12 protein-coding genes and 1 pseudogene are annotated in these 19,294 nt (G+C 48.4%); 5 read left to right on the forward strand and 8 right to left on the reverse strand.

The annotated features are described in order from the left end of the window. Position 1: 1 nt before the first annotated feature. The 3 genes from OCU60_RS22650 to OCU60_RS22660 are packed head-to-tail and all read right to left on the reverse strand — an operon-like array spanning position 2 to position 7,577. Complete coding sequence (locus OCU60_RS22650) at positions 2-4,783, reverse strand: RHS repeat-associated core domain-containing protein (protein WP_261854751.1); 4,782 nt, start codon at positions 4,781-4,783, stop codon at positions 2-4. Beyond that, positions 4,783-5,532 (reverse strand): DUF4123 domain-containing protein, encoded by a 750-nt coding sequence (locus OCU60_RS22655; RefSeq protein WP_074371944.1) that lies wholly within the window; start codon positions 5,530-5,532, stop codon positions 4,783-4,785. Before OCU60_RS22655 ends, OCU60_RS22650 begins: the two co-directional genes overlap by 1 nt. Beyond that, a complete protein-coding gene (locus OCU60_RS22660) occupies positions 5,520-7,577 on the reverse strand; it encodes a type VI secretion system Vgr family protein (protein WP_074371945.1) in 2,058 nt (685 codons plus the stop codon). Before OCU60_RS22660 ends, OCU60_RS22655 begins: the two co-directional genes overlap by 13 nt. Positions 7,578-7,874: 297 nt before the next feature. Here OCU60_RS22660 and OCU60_RS22665 point away from each other — a divergent pair, with 297 nt between their 5' ends. Beyond that, positions 7,875-8,204, forward strand: a complete 330-nt coding sequence (locus OCU60_RS22665) for a cysteine-rich CWC family protein (RefSeq protein WP_370738664.1) — start codon at positions 7,875-7,877, stop codon at positions 8,202-8,204. Positions 8,205-8,256: 52 nt separating this feature from the next. Here the strand turns inward: OCU60_RS22665 and OCU60_RS22670 are convergent. Next, positions 8,257-8,517: pseudogene (locus tag OCU60_RS22670) on the reverse strand (HopJ type III effector protein); the annotation flags it as partial. Between the two features lie 266 nt (positions 8,518-8,783). Between OCU60_RS22670 and OCU60_RS22675 the strand changes: the two are divergent. Further along, positions 8,784-10,703, forward strand: coding sequence for a PAS domain-containing sensor histidine kinase (locus OCU60_RS22675; RefSeq protein ID WP_182289176.1), 1,920 nt, complete (start codon positions 8,784-8,786; stop codon positions 10,701-10,703). Between the two features lie 54 nt (positions 10,704-10,757). After that, positions 10,758-12,710, forward strand: coding sequence for a sensor histidine kinase (locus tag OCU60_RS22680; RefSeq protein WP_074371947.1), 1,953 nt, complete (start codon positions 10,758-10,760; stop codon positions 12,708-12,710). A 10-nt stretch (positions 12,711-12,720) separates the two neighbouring features. Here OCU60_RS22680 and OCU60_RS22685 read toward each other — a convergent pair whose 3' ends face one another. Next, the gene (locus tag OCU60_RS22685) at positions 12,721-14,280 is read right to left on the reverse strand and encodes a DUF3369 domain-containing protein (RefSeq protein ID WP_074371948.1); all 1,560 of its coding nucleotides are present in this window, start codon (positions 14,278-14,280) and stop codon (positions 12,721-12,723) included. Between the two features lie 399 nt (positions 14,281-14,679). Then, positions 14,680-15,195, reverse strand: coding sequence for a nicotinate-nicotinamide nucleotide adenylyltransferase (locus tag OCU60_RS22690; protein WP_074371949.1), 516 nt, complete (start codon positions 15,193-15,195; stop codon positions 14,680-14,682). Between the two features lie 189 nt (positions 15,196-15,384). On the opposite strand from OCU60_RS22690, the gene nadE reads away from it, so the two are divergent. Further along, positions 15,385-16,215, forward strand: coding sequence for an ammonia-dependent NAD(+) synthetase (gene nadE, locus OCU60_RS22695; RefSeq protein WP_074371950.1), 831 nt, complete (start codon positions 15,385-15,387; stop codon positions 16,213-16,215). A gap of 242 nt (positions 16,216-16,457) precedes the next feature. Then, on the forward strand, positions 16,458-17,786 hold the full coding sequence (locus tag OCU60_RS22700; RefSeq protein ID WP_074371951.1) for an anaerobic C4-dicarboxylate transporter: 1,329 nt from the start codon (positions 16,458-16,460) through the stop codon (positions 17,784-17,786). 155 nt (positions 17,787-17,941) lie between these two features. On the opposite strand, the gene OCU60_RS22705 is transcribed toward OCU60_RS22700, so the two are convergent. Both OCU60_RS22705 and OCU60_RS22710 read right to left on the reverse strand, forming a co-directional pair. After that, positions 17,942-18,655 (reverse strand): carbonic anhydrase, encoded by a 714-nt coding sequence (locus tag OCU60_RS22705; protein ID WP_074371952.1) that lies wholly within the window; start codon positions 18,653-18,655, stop codon positions 17,942-17,944. Positions 18,656-18,771: 116 nt separating this feature from the next. Continuing rightward, positions 18,772-19,119, reverse strand: coding sequence for a helix-turn-helix domain-containing protein (locus OCU60_RS22710; RefSeq protein ID WP_074371953.1), 348 nt, complete (start codon positions 19,117-19,119; stop codon positions 18,772-18,774). Positions 19,120-19,294 lie beyond the last annotated feature (175 nt).

A 19,294-nucleotide genomic window follows, 5' to 3' on the forward strand; every position in this document is an offset into this window, starting at 1 on the left:
ACTATTCCTCCGGCAAAATATCTACATTTCTAAAATTGATTAATCGACCTTCTGCCTGTAATTGCACTGCTCCTCCCATTCCATACTCGGGATAGGCTTCAGCAAAAGGCTCGAGCTTGGTTTTGACATTATCCCCGGCCCAGTAAGGCACTCGAGCTTGTACCTGCCCATTTTCATAGAGTTGGAGAGTATCAAACTCACCTCTAAGACGAGCATCACTCCATGATCCTGAGCCTGTTGCATCAGGACCTACTTCTGGCCCCTTAATTTGAAATGCCTTCCTAGCGTCAGAACCATTTTCATACCTTTCAAAGCCAATATATGTACTTGGAGCGGACTTATTCTCAATAGTTGAAGAAACAAATTTGTTTACATTGCCATCATCATCAAGGTATCTCATATATCGATAGCCTGTAGATGGTAACGTAGAAGACGGCCCCGATGGTCCTACATAAAAATCTGGTTTAGAGGTTGAATTTCCTGCCCCCGGACAATCCCCCAAACACTGACTCAACCCCAGCGGATCCACCCATCCCGTCGGATTCACCACATACTGGTAATTGTTTAAACCACCCGCGAGGCCGATTGGATCCGGGGTGATAAACCGACCGGAGTCAGGGCTATAGTAACGATGACGGTTGTAATGTAAACCCGTTTCTTCATCGTAATACTGCCCCTGAAAACGCAGCGGGCTGACGATTTCGGCCTTGCGCTGGTAAGCCACATTGCCGTAACTGTGGTAATCCACCGACCAGGCAACACGGCCTTCTACATCGGTGATTTCCAGCGGGGTGCCGATTTGGTCAAGGTGGTAGAAGTACGGTGTTGCATTCTCCGCCCCTTCACCGGTGACCAGTGCCAGCGGTTTAAAGCTGCCGTATTCGTACAGATAGGTCTGATAATGACGCTCACCCGATTCTGCCAGCAGCTTGTCGCCCTGCCATAAAAACTCAGTGGTGGTCTGGTGACCGGTTTTGTCAGTGACCGTTTTATGGGTCCTTCTGCCAAAGGCATCGTATTGGTATTCCGCAAGGGTGCCGTCGGGCTTTTCAACGTGAGTCAGGCGGTGCTGGCCGTCGTACTGATAAGTGGTAACCAGTGACTGATTGGTCCCGCGCGCTTCCTGTATCAGGTTACCGAATTCATCATACTGATAGTGTCGGTCCCCCTGAAACAGCAGCCGGTTCCCCGCCACATTACTCTGCCGGCTCTGTATCAGGTTACCGGCCGGGTCGTGGGCAAAGTTCTCACTCAGACTGCCGCGCACCTGTGTCAGACGGTCTAACGGGTCATAGTGATATTGTGTCAGGCCACGCAGGTTATCTTCCACCTGCGTTAAGTTCCCCGAGCGGTTGTACTGATAACGGCGGAACAACGTCTGTTGCTGCGCCTGACTGACCCGATGCTCGGTCAGGCGACCGGTTTCATCATACTGAAAATGACTGCTCAGCGCCCCCTGCGTCCGGCGGGTTTCCAGACCACTGACCTGATAGTGGTGTTGTGTCAGGCAGTGACCGTTCAGATTAACCTGATGCAGCCGCCCATGTTGGAAGTCATAGTCAAGCTGCTGCCCGTCCGGCAGTAACTGAGCCGTGATGTGGCCCAGCGCATCATAACGATAGCCGGTGGTTGCCCAGCCCTGATGCTCGGTGGTCAACCGGCCCAGCACATCATAGGCATACACCAGCGGCCAGCGGCCGTCATCCACACCGGTCAGATTGCCGAGTAAGTCATAGCTGTACTGAATTGTCGATTCATCCGGCAGGGTCTTCTCAATCAGCTTGCCCTGTGCGTCATACGCGTAACGGGTCGTCAGCTCGGTGCCTTCACTGCCGATTTCGGTTTTTGCCGTCAGTTGCGTGTGCGCGTCATATTCATAGACAAACTGACGCCCGTCAAAGGTCACTTCCCGCTGGACATGGCCGGTCGGCGTGTAGTCTATCTGATAGTGCTCACCGCGCTCATTGATAATGGCACTGACAAAGTGGAACGGGTTGTCATAACGATACTGGACCGTACTGCCGTCCGGGTTGGTCTTCTGCGTCACCAGATGCAGCGGGAACTCATAATCGTAGGTGGTGGCTCTGCCCTGCTCATCGGTGAACTTGGTGACCTTGTTATAGGCGTTGTATTCATAAAAGCGGGTCTGACCGCCCGGCAACACCTGTTTGGTCAACCGCCCGCTGCGGTCATACGACAGCTCGGTGACGCCCTGACTGTCATGACGCAGCCGCAACCGCCCCAGAATATCGTAGCGGTAACGAATCACTTCCCCCTGCGGGGTGGTCTCATCGACCAGATGACCGTTGCGATTCCATGTCAGTTGGTGAATGCCACCGTCCGGATAGGTGATTTTCTCAATCAGGCCGTGGTCGTTGTAATCATAAGTGGTGGTATGGCCCAGCGGGTCGCTCTGCTCGGTGATATGACCCCAGCGGTCATGCCGGTAACGCCACACCGCTTTGTCCTGCTGCACCTGAGCCAGTAAACCGTTTTTATAGCTGAAATGGGTGGTTAAACCATTGGGCTCGACTTTAGCAATCAGCTCACCGGCATCGTTGTACACCGATTCGGTGACATTGCCGAGCGCATCAGTCTCTTGGGTCAACCGCCCTTTGTCATCGTAGGCCTTGAGGTATTCCCCGCCGCTGCCGTCCACTTCTTTAATCAGCCGCGCGTTGTCATCATGCTGGTAAACTTGCTGCGAGCCGTCGCTGTTGGTCAGCGTCACCGTCCCGGCATCTTCATCCCAGTCATAGCGGGTATCGACCTGCGTCAGGTTACTGTACTGGCGCACCGCCCGAACATCCTTCCCTTCGCCCTGCCATTCCCAGCGGAACACCGCACCACCGGCCAGCTCGCGCGACTGAATCACATGTTGGGCATCGTAGGTATATCGCTCGGTCTCCCCACTGGCATTGGTGGCGGTGATGAGCTGCGACTGCGCGTTATAGCCATAACTGACTTGCGTCTGAACAAATTGCCATTCGTCCTGCTCAGCCAGATAAGCGTACAAATCCACTTGGGTAATCAGGTCATCCGTATACACCAGCTCAAATCTAAGGTTGGTCTCGGTTGAAATCCGGACCGGACGGTGCTGACGGTCGTAAGTGATGCTCAGTGAATGGTCATATTGGTCTTTGATAGATGTCAGTAAGCCCGAGTCACCACGCATTTTAAAGGTATAAAACCGCTCACCGCTGGCAATAATCATCTGCTGTTTATCACTACCCAGAAATGCCGCTGATTTCGCCATGCGGTTGGTAATCGCCGGCAATTGCTCTGTCGGTCTGGGGAAACGGGTCAGTTTGCCTTCGCCGTCCCGCCAGATAATCGCATCACCGTCCACGGTCAGCTGATGTGACAGTGAATGTGACCAGCCATAACCGAGCCCGACATGGGTTTCAACCGCAGCGGTCCGGTACAACCGTTGCCATTCAAACGGCAACAGACCAATCAGGTGGCCGTCGGTCAGCGACAGTAACTCTTCACCGGTTGCCATCGATATCGGGTCTTTGTCACACACCGTGCCTTTACTGTCTTGGGTCGAGCGACCGGATTCATTGGTCGGCGCATGGCTGTCGTCCGGCAGTGCATCATGATCGCCATGGAGCTTGGTATTCGGTCGGTTATTGGCTTCAAATTCAAGTTTGCCATTGCGATAAGTACCCCGACCACCCCGGTTCATCGCAATCCGTTTGAATTTATCACAGGCTTTCAAAATCAGTTTCTTAGCAAAGGCAAAGATTTCTCCAATCACATTCAACAGCGGTTGGATCACTTTTTTAATTGCCACACCCGCGGTTTTCACTGCCCGGTAGGTCGCATAAGCAACTCCCGTCGCCGGTGTAGCAATAAAGGTCACGATGACACCACCGAGTAACCCTAACAACACGCCGGCCAGCGCATTGCCACCCATTTCAGCCAGTTTATTCAACATCCCCGCCAGCGGCACCATCGAGATATAAGCCATCATCGCCCGGACGAACAAATATAATGCGGCTTCATCCGAGGCAAATAACAACGCTTTTTCCAGCATATCCGGCGCACTGCTGGCAGCATTCTTAATCGCGTCAATAATATCAGAAGCACCATCAACCATATCCTTCAGCGCTTTTTTGGGATCTTTAAGCATGTCATAAATTTCACCAATCCCATCCCACAGCTCTTTTAAGGCTTTCCAGATCCCGTCAGCAAAATGGCGGATCACCGATAAAACCGACTGCGCTGCGGTATTGGTAAAATAGCTGTCCCATTCCGGCTTGAACGTCTTCCACTTGCCGTTCAGCCAGCTCACCAAATCTCCGCTCAGCTCATCATAATGGGAAAACAGCGAGTCCATCTCTGCCGGGGTCGGTTTGTTATTGATCACCACTTCATAGTATTTACCCGGGGTCAGGTCGGTGACGGTCGCTTTCCCCTCGGCATCAAGGGTTACCGTTCGGGTTTCACTGCCGTCTTCGGCTTTGATAATCGCATCAATGCCGCCTAACGGCACGTGGTAGATCGATTGAAAGACACTTTGGATTTCCAGATTGCCGCTGAGCGGACAGCTCACCTTGGTGGTATAATTCGCATCATCTTTGCCCACCGTGGTACTCTCGCCACTGACTTTGAGCTGTTTATCCATCGAAAATAGTGACGGTAAATCTTGCCATGCACTAAAAGCATCCGCAGTCTGAAAATAAATTTTCTTGGTCATTTGCCGATAGTCAGTCAACAAATCAGGAAAGCTGTTCAACTGCTGATTGATATAATTATAAAATTGTTGTTGTTCGCTCATCAAAGCATCCCTAGCCGTTGTTGCTCTTGTTCGATTAATTCAATGAAAGCCGCCAGATAACCGTCTTCTTCCCCCTGATAACGCGCCACAAACCGTTCGGTTTTCTGACGTAACACTGGCTCAGGATAGGCGTCATACAAGGCCTGTTGATATTCACTCAGCCCCTGAAGCAGATTGTTGACCAGTACCCCCGGGTCTTCGCTCAGCCCCGCCAGCACAGCCTCCGGTACCGTCCACCACGGGAAGGCGCGCGCCTGAAAATTGGTTTGGCTTATCGGCGCGGGGTTATCGACTCGAGTGAGTGCTTCTTGTGCAGCGACGCGCAGCCAGCATTGGGTCGGGCCCATCAGGGCGATGCGCTGCTCATCGTCACACAGGCTCGCCACATCCAGCGCGAAACGCGGGTCATAGAAGCGGAAGAACACATGCTCACCGGCGGGCAGCCACACATGGGTCAGGCTGCGAAAATGAGCCTGCACCGTGGCGAAATCGGCCTCAGCGCCGACCACAATGCCCCAGTCAGCACAGGATTCATTCGTAATCCAGTCAAGAAACGGATGCTCCGGAGAAATCCGGGCGATGTTCGGCATCACTTCACGCCACTCGGCATACGGCGTATTCAGCCAGATACCCTGTGCATCCTCACCGCCGTTGAGATAAAACCAACGCTGTGGCTGGCCGTCACTGGTTTCATTGAGGATCACGTACCAGTTTAAATCTGCGGTCAGTTGCTGGTTTAAATCGCACATACCCCGTCCTTACATTTTTCACACTCTTCACAGAACGGCGCGGCTGATTTCATGGTAGCAATCTGCGCGGGGGTTAAAATCGGGGCCGGATTGTCCGGTTTGGTGGTGATTTCCTCGGGCAACAGCGCAGCCAAGCCGCCATAAGCAACCGCACTGCCGGCACTGCCGCCCGCGTTGAGGTTAATCGCAGCGCCGGACAGGTTGACGCTGCCGCTGTCGATGCTGATAAAGCTGCCACCGGCCGCTAAGGTCAGCCCCGAGCCCGCTTCAGCGACAATTTTGGCACCACTTTTAAGGGTGATGGCGCTGCCGGTTTCGACGGCGGTCAGGCTGCCGACTTGCTGCTGTAAATCACCACCGATGTCATGGGTCTGATCCCGGGTGATTTTGATCCGCTGCTCACCGTCCACGGTCAGATGATCGTTCATCTTGATGTGTTCATACCGGTCGTTTTCAACGGTTAAATGGCTGTCGTGACGGATCAGCGTGGTGGCATCATTTTCAATCAGGGCTTCGGTGTCTTTCTGCGCATGGAGGTAGACTTTTTCGCTTTCGGCCTGATCTTCAAAACTCAGCTCGTTAAAGCCCTGCCCTTGGTGGGTTTCGGTCCGCAACACGGTTTTGGTTTTGTTTGCCGGTAAAGGGTAAGGCGGCACATGGCTGGCATTGAATGCCCGTCCGGTGATGAGCGGTTGGTCCGGATCTCCTTCCAGAAAATCAACCATCACTTCATGGCCGATACGCGGCACGGCCACCATGCCGTACTGACTGCCCGCCCACTGCTGTGATACCCGCACCCAGCAGGAGCTCAGTTCATCGCCGTTGCTTTCGCGGTCCCACGGGAAATGCAGCTTGACGCGGCCATGCTCGTCACAGTAGATCTCTTCTCCGGCCGGGCCGACCACCGTGGCGATCATCGTGCCGTCAACCCGCGGCTTATGCATAATCGGTGACAGCCATAAGTTGTCACCGGGGATCGCGGTAAACTGGTTGGCATATGTGGTGGCGCCACTGCCGCCGGATTCTTCCAGCGCTTGCGGTTGACTGCCTTGGTGCGCGACCTGTACCAGCAGCCAGTTCTGATTCATCGCAGTATCGAGGTGGTCACTGAGGTCAAACCGTACCCCGGCCTGAAGCATCGCCTGATTACTTTTGCCACTCGCGGTATGCGCATCGCGTCGCAACGCATCGAGGCGAATTTGGCTGAATGCTGTGCCGCTGGCATCGTCTTTATACCGTCCCGGCGCGTCATAATATTCATAATTCGGCAACTGATAGTCTAAATCACTGCCTTCCGCGGTCTGTTTAAAACTGTAGGTCGGCTTTTTAAAGCTGTAATCCTGCAACCACACCGAGCTGACTTCAGACTGCTTGCGCGCGGTGATGGCGGAGACATACGGGGTCTCCGATACGCCACCGGACAATACGTTATACGGCACCGTGCCGCCGAGCCGGGCAAAACCTTCTGAATTGTCGGTCACCACTAAGGTGTGTTTTTCTGCCTCGTGGGTAAAGGTGTACATCAGCCCTTCTTCAGCGGCGAGCCGGTGGAAGAAATCTAAATCGGTTTCCCGGTACTGCACGCAGAATTCACGCGGGGGGCATTCCCGTTTGGTGGAAAAGGCATAGTCGGTGATGTTCATCTCCTGTAACAACACCGAGAGGATTTCCGGCACGCTTTTTTGTTGGAAGATGCGGCTGTTGTGCCGTAATGAGAGCCGTTCGAACGACGGCACCAGCGTCAGGGAATAGAAGGTGTGATGATGGCCGGTATCGCCGCGGCTGAAATTGCGAATGATGCCATGGACTTTCTGTACCACCTGCCCGTTGCGGAGCACTTCAAGCAGCGCGGTGGTATCGACCATCTGTTCAAAGGTCAAATCACTGTTGCGACTGGCGAGCGCGATATGATAGCGATAGCCATAAACCGGATGCCCGCCGGCGTCCACCGATGCTGAAACGGATTCAAATCCCTGATAGTCACGAACCACCAATGACGCATCATTGACCCCATTGATCGTGAGCCTGAAACCTAACGTTGCCATGAAGAAAACCTTTGATGTTTGATTTGAGAGTGTCGATATTTTGTTCTAATTTGCATCGCCAATGCGAATTGATGCATAAGCAAACCCGCCAAGCGTGCGACGATAGTTTATTCAACAACTTGCTATTGTATTCAATTTAATTTACGGAGTTCAGCCTTTATCAGTTCACTTTCATTACCAGATGCATTTTATTGAATGCATCTCTCAATTTTGCACGCTGCCTCACCAAGGCTCGCCCGATTGCAAAATATTGCAACATCACAGGGCGATCTCTTATAGTGTCTGCCAGAGCAAAAAATGAGTCAGATAGAAGTGTCAGAAAAAGCGATCAAGTCGCCGTGTGTCGGCAACTGTAAAAATGAAGAGGGTCTTTGTTCGGGGTGCTACCGAACGATGGAAGAGATCCGGCAGTGGCGCCATTACACCGATCAACAAAGAGACCAAATTATGCAACGGCTGAGCGGAACAGCAACATCTCATGCTTGTCCGCAATGCTCAGAGCCGACACATTGTGGTATCAGTGCCGGTGAATCAGACTGTTGGTGTTTTCATGTGTCACCCCGGGAGAAAACCGGGACAGCCCTCTGCCTGTGTCGTCGCTGCCTTGCCCAACAGCCGCTGCGATAGCACCATTTTGTCTCAGTATCTCTTTCTTGGTCTCTCTTGTCTCAGTGCGACGTTACGATTTTACCGCGAATGCGTGGCCCTCAAACCGAATCCCTGCCCAACCGGTGCGCATAAAGTTACGGATATTCTGATGGTCCTGATTTTCAGGGTGTTGTAGAACATCCTGACGATAAAAGTCCCCAAAGCAAGCCAGCGTTTCTTCAGGATTCAACTGATGCAATTTCGCAAAAGAAAAGATTTTACATGAGCCTTGGTTTTCATGTGCGTCGTTCACTAACTCACCATTGCTAAATCGGGTCGGTGTAAAATCATGTTAATTAATCATGAAAATGAGGACATCGGTCTCTTTCGGCACAGAAAATGCCTTTTTTCCCAGACTTCTGTGAGTCTTGCCGACAGAATCAGGATTTTTTTAGCAACTATTGAGCAGAAAAACTTAATGTCATCAATAATTAACTAAGACGTGTTCGCTCTGACAGCAGCGCGTCTCTTGCAAATGACGACGATACGAACTGAAATCAGGGCATTGACAATATGACATCAAAGACTGAAAAGCCGATACAAGAGGCAGCTCAAGAGATGGAAGAGATAGAGATAAAATCGATTCACCCACTGCGCAGCCGCTTGGGACGAAGAATCATTTTTATTTTGGTATTACTCAGTGGGACAATTACTTTTTTAGCGACCCTAACGCAGCTCTATTTCGACTACAACAAACAATTTAGTAACGTTGATCGGCGTCATCAAGAAATTCGGAATATCCATACCCACCTGCTGGCTTCATCACTGTGGAATTTTGATCTCACCATTTTGCAGCAAAGAGTCAATGGGCTGATCAATCTGCCTCATATCGATTATTTGGAAATACAGTCTGACAACTATAAAATCAGTGCGGGAAAACCAGTGACAGGCCAAGCGACCAGTCATCTTTATCCGCTGACCTTCCAAGATCCGATCACCGGAAAATCAGAACAAATCGGGACGATTCGCGTTGAGTCGAATCTTCAGCAAATCTATAACTCACTGATGCATGACTTTTTGGTCATTCTGTCAATCAATACCATTAAAACAGCCTTGGTCTGCTATCTGATTCTGATTATTTTCCACCACAGTATCAATCAACGGATTTACGCAATTGTCCGCTACCTGAGGCAATATAATCCCAGACATAGAACCCACCCCTTACGCGTCTATAGCTATCCGATTATTACGCAAAAAAATGACGAATTATCTCTTTTATGCAATGAAACCAATAAGTTAACCAGAAATCTCACGATCTTATATCAGAATATTCGCTTCGAACAGGCGCGTTTAGCGGATTTTGCCCATGTCTCGTCTGACTGGCTGTGGGAAACCGACTCCGCCCTGAAACTGGTGTATTGCTCAGAAACGATGCTGGAAGCCCTCAATTTACCAGAGAACCATCGTTTGGCATTCCATGAAATTGAACAATTTCAAACAGCAATTCAGTTACAACAATCCTTAAACGGCAAGCAAAACTTTCACCACTGTGAAGTCGCGCTCAACTTAAACGGACATAAGATGTGGCTGATGTTTCAGGCACAGGCGCGCTATGACAATGAGCAGGATACATTTTTGGGCTTTCGTGGCACAGCGCTGAATATTACCGAACTCAAATCGGTACAAGCTGAGCTGGAACAACTCAATCAAAGCTTAGAGCATACCGTTCAAGAACGGACGCATGATTTAGCCGAGAGTCTCAAACAACTCAAACAGGCACAGGCACAGCTGATCCAATCGGAAAAATTGGCGGCACTCGGTGGGTTGGTGGCTGGTGTTGCCCATGAGGTCAATACCCCGTTGGGTATTGCGGTAACCGCAACATCGCTCATTGAGGAAGTAACCGCGGAATTTGAACAAGCATTTCGCGCTCAAACTTTAACCTCGACTCAGTTTGTTGAACTGACGGAAAAACTGAAATCGGGCTCAGGATTACTGCAAAGCAACCTGAGCCGGGCATCGAAGTTAATTCGGGATTTCAAACAGACTGCAGTTGATCAGGTGTCTGAAAACCATAGTAAGTTCAATATTCATCAGGTGCTGATGGCATTAATTGCCAGTATGCATCCAGAAACCCGCAAGATTCCGGTGTCACCACAACTGGAAGGGGATGAAGCGCTGATGATGACGAGCCTGCCGGGAACATTAACTCAAATTATCTCGAATTTGATTATGAACAGCCTAGTTCATGCTTTTGAAGGTGAACATCCGTCACCGGAAATTCAGATCAAATTCTATGCAGAAGGCCAGCATATTATTTTTGAATATCAAGATAATGGCATCGGTGTTCCACAGACATTACACGAAAAGATTTTTGAACCGTTTTATACCAGTAAAAGAGGTCATGGCGGGTCGGGACTGGGGCTCAATCTGGTCTTTAATCTGGTCACTCAGAGGCTGAAAGGTCATTTGAAATTTACCTCAGAGCCGGGTCAAGGCGTTCAGTATCGCATTCAACTCCCGCAGACATTGGATTAATTTGAAAAACAGATGTCCCCAAGGTGGACGATTGTCGGCTAGGGCCTCAAGAATATGACAACAGGTAAATACAGCACAGAATTGATTTCCCCGTTACGGAGCCGTCTTGGGCGACGCATGATTTTCATCCTGATTCTGATCAGTAGCGTGTTTACATTGATTTCCACAGTGACTCAGCTCTATTTCAATTACACACAACATATGGATCATATTGAAACACGCCATATAGAAATTCGCGACGTGCACGCGCATGTGCTGGCTTCGTTTATTTGGGACTTTAACCTGCCACGGTTGCAGCAGAGAATGGATCACTTGGTGCTTTTATCTGATATTGACTGTTTAAAGGTTCAATCGGGTAATTACAGCCTCGCTGTTGGTAACCCGCGCACTTCAAAGGTGATTCGACATGTCTACCCACTGACTGTCCGCGAACCGGTGAGTGATGAAACAAAATTGATCGGCACCATTACCGTTGAATCGAGCCTCGATAATATCTACAACATCCTGATTCGTGCATTTTTGACGACATTGGCGATTAATGCCCTCAAAACCACATTGGTCTGTTATCTGATCCTCGTTATTTTTCATCGAAGCATCAATCAGCGGATATATTCGATTGTGCGCTTCCTGCAACGTTACAACCCGATGAACCCGGGGATGCAACTTGAAGTTTATCAGACGCCATTCATTACGCAGCACGATGATGAGTTATCGTTACTGGTCAAAGAGACCAATAAATTAACCCAAAACCTCGGGGATTTTTACCAGAGCAATCATTTGGAACGGACTCGCTCAAGACATTTTGCACTGATATCATCGGACTGGCTCTGGGAAACGGATAACTCACTCCGGCTGACTTATGCCTCGGAAGGCATGTTGAACGCCTTACATCTATCGGAAAGTCATCCGACCCCTTTCAAGCAAATCGAAGTGTTACAACCCGCACAGGAGCTACACCGCTTGCTCGCTCTCAAGCAGAGTTTCCAACAGTGTGAAGTCACCATCATTTTGGATGGTGCCCGACAGTGGTTTGTTTTTCAGGCACTGGCCCGCTATAGCGCCACGCATGAATTCCTCGGATTTCGGGGAACGGCTCTGAATATCACTGAGCTGAAATCCGGGCAGCTGGCCTTAAAGCAGTTCAATCAAGCGCTGGAAGATAAAGTCGAACAACGCACTGATGAGCTGGCACACAATGTGGCGCAACTCAAACAAGCTCAAACGCAACTGATTCAATCAGAAAAATTTACCGCACTCGGAGGATTGGTTGCCGGTGTGGCGCATGAAGTCAACACCCCGCTTGGGATTGCCATTACAGCGACATCGGTCGCAGAAGATGTCAGAAAAATGCTGGAAGAGAGCTTCCATAATCAAACACTCACCACCCATCAGTTTACGGAACTGATCCAACAATTAAATTTAAGTGTCGATCTGTTGAAAGGCAATCTCACCCGGGCATCTCAATTAATGCAGAACTTTAAACAGACAGCGGTTGATCAAATCTCTGAGTGTCAGAGTCAATTTAACATCTATCAGGTCTTGCAAGCCTTAATTGTCAGTATGTATCCGGAAACCAGAAAAGTGCCGGTTGAGCCAGAACTGGAAGGAGATGAGAACCTCATGATGAATAGTTTTCCGGGCGGTTTGACGCAAGTGATTGCCAACCTCATAATGAATAGCATCCGTCATGCATTCGACAACGAAAACACACCAGTCGCACCGCAGATTATGATTCGTTTTCATGCCGAGGGGGAGTCAATTGTATTTGAGTATCTCGACAACGGCATTGGCATCCCTGAGAGTTTACATCAAAAAATATTTGAACCGTTCTATACCACCCAAAGAGGGCACGGTGGCTCGGGGCTTGGCCTGAGTTTAGTGTTTAATCTGGTGACCCAACAACTTCAGGGAACATTACAGTTTTCATCCACTCCCGGACAAGGTCTCCACTATTGGCTCAAGCTTCCCAAGCAATTAAACATTCAAGAGCAAGAAACGGTATTGTAACGATTCAGACTCAATCGGGCAGACTATTGCGAATGTTGATAAATTCATCCCAGTGTGCAATGAACAAGTCCACAAGCTGTGGGTCAAATTGTTTGCCTCGCTGGTCTAAAATTTCCTGTTTGATCTTGTCATCGGCCCAACTTTCTTTATAACAACGTTTCGCCCCCAGGGCATCGAAAACATCCGACAGTGCCGTAATTCGGCCACAAATCGGGATACTTTCTCCGGATAAACCATGAGGATAACCGCTACCATCCCATCGCTCATGATGATACTCAGCGATGTCTTTCGCCATCACCATCAACGGACGCGCTGATTTACTCAAAATTTCGACACCATACTCCACATGTTTTTGCATAATGGTCCATTCTTCATGATCCAACTTACTGCTCTTATGCAAAATGCTATCGGGCACGGCTACTTTTCCGACATCATGTAACGGTGCTGCATGTTTGATCATTTTAACCTGCGTTTCATTCAAGCCATACAACTGAGCCAAACGCTCACTATACAATGACACCCGCTGGACATGTGCACCAGTCTCTTTGCTACGAGCTTCAACAGCATTCGAGAGGTTATATACCAGCTCCACCGAGGTTTCCTGCAAATCGACAAACAAGTTGATATTGTCGAATGTCATGCAGATGTTCTGCATGTATATTTCCAACAACTGTTTATCAATATCCGATAATTCACCGTTCAAATTGACATAGAGGAGATTCGAGACATCCCGTTCATCGCGGGTATGAAAAACATAAGCATCCCCATAATTTTGGGAGGCACATTTTGCCAAGACTTCCTGACAGCGCTGAGCGACCAAATCCGGGAGCACATTGAAACTACACTCTTTATAAAAGGAAACATATTTCCCTGTTGCGGCCAGTGTCAGAGCACGCTCGCCGTCTTCACGATCATGGGGATAGACGATACAGTAAAAAGCAGAGGCTTCGAGCCCGAGAAGAGAAGTCAGTTGTTTCAATACCGTTGTCGCATAAGTTTTCAATGTTCTGGTATTTTGAACCTTGGCTGAGGCTTCAATGACTCTGCTTAGTCCCTCCTTTTGTTCTTCAATGAGACATAAGTCCCGGTATGCTCTCAGCATCGAATAGAGTAAAGTCCGTAACTTCTGGGTGGTGAGCTCCGTTTTTTCTTTGTAGTCATCAATTTCATAATCTTGAATCACCTTTTCTTCCGGTGCCTGACCCGCTTGCCCTGTCCGTAGGACCAACCGGATAATACGATTACGACAGGTCTCCCGGATGAAGCGAACCAAATCCAGTCCCGCATATTCCGTTTCCATCACGACATCGATCAGTGCCAGTGCAATGTCATCTTCTTGTTTAAAGATGTCTTGCGCTTCACTGCCAGAGTAAGCAGAGATCAATTTCAAAGGACGTTTCTGAAAAACAAAATTACTGAGCGCCAGCTTTGTAATCTGGTGCATTTGTGCATCGTCATCGACCAGCAACACTTTCCAAGGCTCTAAACCCTGAACATTTGCCGATGAATGACTGTCTTTATTTTCTTCATGATCTGAAGAGCCTGAACGCATATCTGCAAATAATTCCATAAACACCTCTTTTTCATCGGCCTAATATAGTTTTAGCACATCCCTATCACTCTTAACGGTTTTATTCTGACTTATCGGAACAACATCAAAAAAGCATGGGCCTTTCACATGCGTTATATTTTCAAATCAAATAGTTACCTTTACGGGGACAGTCACTACCTGGGTCACAAAGTTACAATTTAGGTTGCATCAATTTGAAACCGATACATTGTGCTCAGAGAACAGGTCAAAAGCATATTAAGTCGTATGGTGCGAAAGCACACTGAGCCGGACAAGCGTCCCTCAGGAATACAGGCACCAACTAATCACATATGAATCATTATTCACATAAAGTATCATTCATATGAAACACTATTTGCATAAAGCATTATTCACATAAAACATTATTCACATGAAACATTAGTGATAGAGCGATAGTGAATGGATCAATTGAGCAACAGACGGTGTCGTTAATGTATCGATCGTCTTGCCTTGCTGAAGTCCTTGGCGGATGTCCGTGCTGCGAACGGGCACTTTTTCCGGACAGGCCATGACATTAAATTGCTTGAGGATATCTTTCGCTCGAAAAAAACGGGCGAATTGAAACAAATTATCCGGGCCCATCACAAACGTCAGTTCATCCTGCGGATAAATGTCCTGTAATGCGGTCAATACCGCATAAGTGGTAATGTGCTTGCCGGGAAGATAAAGCTGCTCTTCAATTGCAGAGCGTTGAATATTATCACCGCCTAAATCGGATATCAGTGCATCAACCAAGCGACATCGTTGCTCGTAAGGGAGCATCTTCTTTCCCCATGCATGAGCGAGACTCGGGACGAGTAAAATTTGATCAAAATGACTCAATGAATCAATCACACTTTTGTGACCCAAACTTGGTGGGTTAAAAGCGCTGCCAAATACAGCGATTTTCAACATATCCTTCCTTTCTGGCAATTATCCGGTTTTCTAATTCAACGAAATAGGTATGATACTAAAAAGTTGTTATATACCCAAGTGACCTCAAGATACGGGATTGCGCGTATCTCCCGATCACGGTGACTTGAGCTTCATACTATCAGTTTATTCTTGTTATCAGTTTATTCTTGTACGAAAAGGAATCTCAAAATGGAACAGCTTATTCGCGAGGAAATGCGTGTCCAACCCACTATCAACCCAGAATATGAAATTCAGCGTCGTATTGACTTTATCAAACGCAAATTGACTGAATCCGGCTGTAAATCTCTGGTGCTCGGTATCAGCGGTGGCATTGACTCGGCCACTTGTGGTCGTCTGGCACAGTTGGCGGTTAATCAGCTCAATGAGGCGCATCCAGACACCCCGTATCAATTCATCGCGGTCAGATTGCCCTATGGTGAGCAAAAAGATGAAGATGAAGCGCAACTCTCTATCACCTTTATTGAGCCGAGCCATGCTGTTTCTGTGAATATTAAAGCGGGCGTTGACGGCCTTCACGCTGCGTCTCACCAAGCACTGGCAGGAACCGGATTACTCCCAGAAGACCATGCACAACTGGATTTCGTGAAAGGCAACGTCAAAGCTCGTGCCCGCATGATTGCCCAATACGAAATTGCGGGTTATGTGCGTGGCCTTGTGCTCGGCACCGACCACTCCGCAGAAAATATTACTGGTTTTTATACCAAGTTTGGTGATGGTGCATGTGACCTCGCCCCATTGTTCGGATTAAATAAACGTCAGGTTCGTCAGGTTGCTGCAACACTGGGTGCACCGGATGTACTGGTCAATAAAGTTCCGACGGCTGATTTGGAAGAACTGGCACCGCAAAAAGCGGATGAAGCAGCGCTGAATCTGACCTACGATCAGATTGATGATTTTCTGGAAGGAAAACCGGTTCCGCAGGGCGTCATTGATCGATTAGTCGCAATTTATCAGGCCACTCAGCATAAACGTCAGCCAATTCCGACAATTTACGACTAATTTTCCCACCTAAATGTTGTGGGAGATCAATCAACGGTATGATCCCCCACAACCTATTAACACTCCCATCCAGTAAACAACACATCATATTTGCATCGCAGTCACGTTTTTATTCCATAATGTGAGTTCTCTCCGATCGCGTAACACTTTTAAAAAAACGACGAGTGAACATGATTATCGTCAATATTTTTTTCACCATATCGATGATGATGAAGTAACGAATTGTTATAGGAGTTTACAATATGTTGTATATGGAGTTTTTTTTCCTATTATTGATGCTTTACATTGGCTCTCGATACGGTGGTATCGGCTTGGGCGTGGTGTCTGGGATCGGTTTGGTTATCGAAGTATTTATCTTCAAAATGCCTCCGACTTCCCCGCCCATCAATGTCATGCTCATCATTTTGGCCGTGGTCACCTGTGCATCCATTCTTGAAGCCGCTGGTGGATTGAAGTACATGTTACAGGTCGCTGAACGCCTGCTACGGAAAAATCCCAAACGCGTTACCCTCATCGCACCGTTTGTCACCTATACCATGACTTTTTTGCTGGGTACCGGCCATGCGGTCTATTCCATTATGCCAATCATTGGTGATGTCGCACTGAAAAATGGGATTCGCCCAGAACGCCCGATGGCTGCCGCTTCTGTGGCTTCGCAAGTAGCGATTACAGCGTCTCCGATTTCAGCGGCTGTGGTTTATTATCTGGCTCAGTTAGTGAATGTTCAGGCTAATATCACACTCCTTTCTATTCTGATGGTCACTGTACCAGCCACACTTTGCGGTACACTCGCGATGTCGTTGTACAGTCTGAAACGAGGAAAAGAACTGCAAGATGACCCAGAGTATCAGGCTCGTCTGAAAGATCCCGTTTGGCAAGAAGAGATCCGAAATACAACCGCAACAACGCTGAATGAAACCCTACCGGCAAAAGCAAGAAACTCTGTTTTACTCTTTATTAGCTCCATTCTCTGTATTGTCTTGATTGCGATGGTGCCGGAAATCAGAACTATCAGCGAAGGGGCGAAACCCATCAGTATGGCCGTTGTAATCCAGATGATGATGCTCTGCTTTGGCGGGATTATTCTGCTGGTCACCCGCACAAATCCGAAAAATGTCCCTGATGGCGTCGTCTTTAAATCTGGGATGGTTGCCGCCATTGCAATCTTTGGGATTGCCTGGATGTCAGATACTTATTTCCAATATGCGATGCCTCAGTTCAAGTCTGGGATTGTTGAAATGGTTCAGTTATATCCTTGGACCTTCGCGCTGGCGCTCTTCGTTGTTTCTGTCGTGGTCAACTCTCAAGCCGCAACCGCTCGGATGATGCTGCCGGTCGGGCTGGCTTTGGGCCTGAACCCTGCATTGTTGATCGGCCTGATGCCTGCCGTTTATGGTTATTTCTTTATTCCGAACTATCCATCGGATATCGCCACCGTCAACTTTGATGTCTCCGGTACGACGAAAATAGGAAAATGGTACTTTAATCACTCGTTTATGGCGGTCGGTCTCATTGCCGTTGTGACGGGCTGTATTGTCGGTTATCTGCTGGCTCAGGTGGTGATTGGCTAAACTTTTACACACTCATCACGCAACAAGCCCCTGAATATCAGGGGCTTTTTCGTGATAACGCTGAACTGCCAATCACCTTGAATGATGAGTGAAATCACATGACCCCATTATTTCTCATCCCACCTATTTTTTATCTAAACTATTTTTCATCTAAGCTATTTTTCATCTAACACTACGCGCGCATTGCGTGCCTGAACGGGGCGATTGTTGTGCCCCATGACAGAAGCCAGTACATTCTCCTGCTTGGTCGAGAGCGTTTTCGTCTGTTTCATCACAAACCAACGTACCCCTTCACTACACGGTGGCGTGGTGAGCGAACCATTGAAACGATAATATTTCTGCGTTGGCGGCAGTAAATCTTTCACAGGGAAAGAAACCGGCACTGCGTCGCCTTTTCCCGGTAATTTCTGTGTCAACAGCGTCAACTCCTGATTCGCGCCCCCGATATCAAACATCACGGCAATAACAGCCAGATTGCCGTCACTGTCTTGATGAACAAAGTGAGCTTCCAAAGGATATTGGTGATTCTTAATCAAATTTTCGGAAGGGGTATGAAAATGAAATTGCTTTAGTTCAAAAAGCTTGCCATCAACGGTCAGCGTATTGTTACCGGTGATGGTTGCCTGTAACGTATGACCATTGTTGGTCAGGGTCGTCACTTGCCCTTGGTAATCAATCGCCAAAGGCTTCAGTTCGGATGTGACTGTCTCCGTCAGATTAATCGGACTCTGGTTTCTCCCGGTCTCACAAACCTTGGAGACATGCCCCCAGTGTTTCGGACCATGTTCACCAATATATCCCCATTCTGAAGCCTGAGTCATGGTGGAGAATAAAGCGCCTACTGATATTGCCAATATAATTTTTTTCATTGTCTTTCCATGTCGTGATATCAAATACGATTGCGATACAACGGATATGTGTTGTGTTGTCTTATTTTTATTTATAATCAAAGACTAAGATGAAGATACCTTGTCGGTGTTTGAGTCTATCTCACCAAACTCCGGTACTCAATAACGACTTGATTGCCATCCACATAAACCGAATCAATATCACCATCGATAATCACTCGATTGACTAGTTTGACTTGCTGTTGCCCTTCCCGTTGCTGTTTGATCAGGCTGGGCATGAACAGATAGGGATCGACATGGAGATATCGACAGAAAGATTGTACGAATTGCTGCGTCAGTGGCTCACGCCCCCGCAAAATGTTGGACAGTTGGATTTGGGTCAGTCCCAACTGCTTAGCCACTTCCATCTGTGTCAGATGCATTCTCGCTTTTTGCGACATCCAAACATGATAAAGTGCGTCAAGATCATCCGATGTATATGCCATAAAGGGATTTCCTCTAAGAATGTTGTCAACCAAACCGACAGTTATCAACAATGGATAGTTATCAACAACGGATAGCTATCAACAACGGATAGTTATCGACAACGGACGGCGATCAACAACAACTGATAGCGATAAATCCCGACAATATGACAGATGTGTATGAGTCATGTGTCAA

The organism is Vibrio spartinae, assembly GCF_024347135.1.
Taxonomy (GTDB): Bacteria; Pseudomonadota; Gammaproteobacteria; order Enterobacterales; family Vibrionaceae; genus Vibrio; species Vibrio spartinae.

Coding starts and splice junctions, on each gene's coding strand:
- nadE (WP_074371950.1), top strand. CDS start 15,385: ATGGAACAGCTTATTCGCGAGGAAATGCGTGTCCAACCCACTATCAAC.
- OCU60_RS22650 (WP_261854751.1), bottom strand. CDS start 4,783: ATGAGCGAACAACAACAATTTTATAATTATATCAATCAGCAGTTGAAC.
- OCU60_RS22705 (WP_074371952.1), bottom strand. CDS start 18,655: ATGAAAAAAATTATATTGGCAATATCAGTAGGCGCTTTATTCTCCACC.
- OCU60_RS22665 (WP_370738664.1), top strand. CDS start 7,875: ATGAGTCAGATAGAAGTGTCAGAAAAAGCGATCAAGTCGCCGTGTGTC.
- OCU60_RS22700 (WP_074371951.1), top strand. CDS start 16,458: ATGTTGTATATGGAGTTTTTTTTCCTATTATTGATGCTTTACATTGGC.
- OCU60_RS22655 (WP_074371944.1), bottom strand. CDS start 5,532: ATGTGCGATTTAAACCAGCAACTGACCGCAGATTTAAACTGGTACGTG.
- OCU60_RS22675 (WP_182289176.1), top strand. CDS start 8,784: ATGGAAGAGATAGAGATAAAATCGATTCACCCACTGCGCAGCCGCTTG.
- OCU60_RS22685 (WP_074371948.1), bottom strand. CDS start 14,280: ATGGAATTATTTGCAGATATGCGTTCAGGCTCTTCAGATCATGAAGAA.
- OCU60_RS22710 (WP_074371953.1), bottom strand. CDS start 19,119: ATGGCATATACATCGGATGATCTTGACGCACTTTATCATGTTTGGATG.
- OCU60_RS22680 (WP_074371947.1), top strand. CDS start 10,758: ATGACAACAGGTAAATACAGCACAGAATTGATTTCCCCGTTACGGAGC.
- OCU60_RS22660 (WP_074371945.1), bottom strand. CDS start 7,577: ATGGCAACGTTAGGTTTCAGGCTCACGATCAATGGGGTCAATGATGCG.
- OCU60_RS22690 (WP_074371949.1), bottom strand. CDS start 15,195: ATGTTGAAAATCGCTGTATTTGGCAGCGCTTTTAACCCACCAAGTTTG.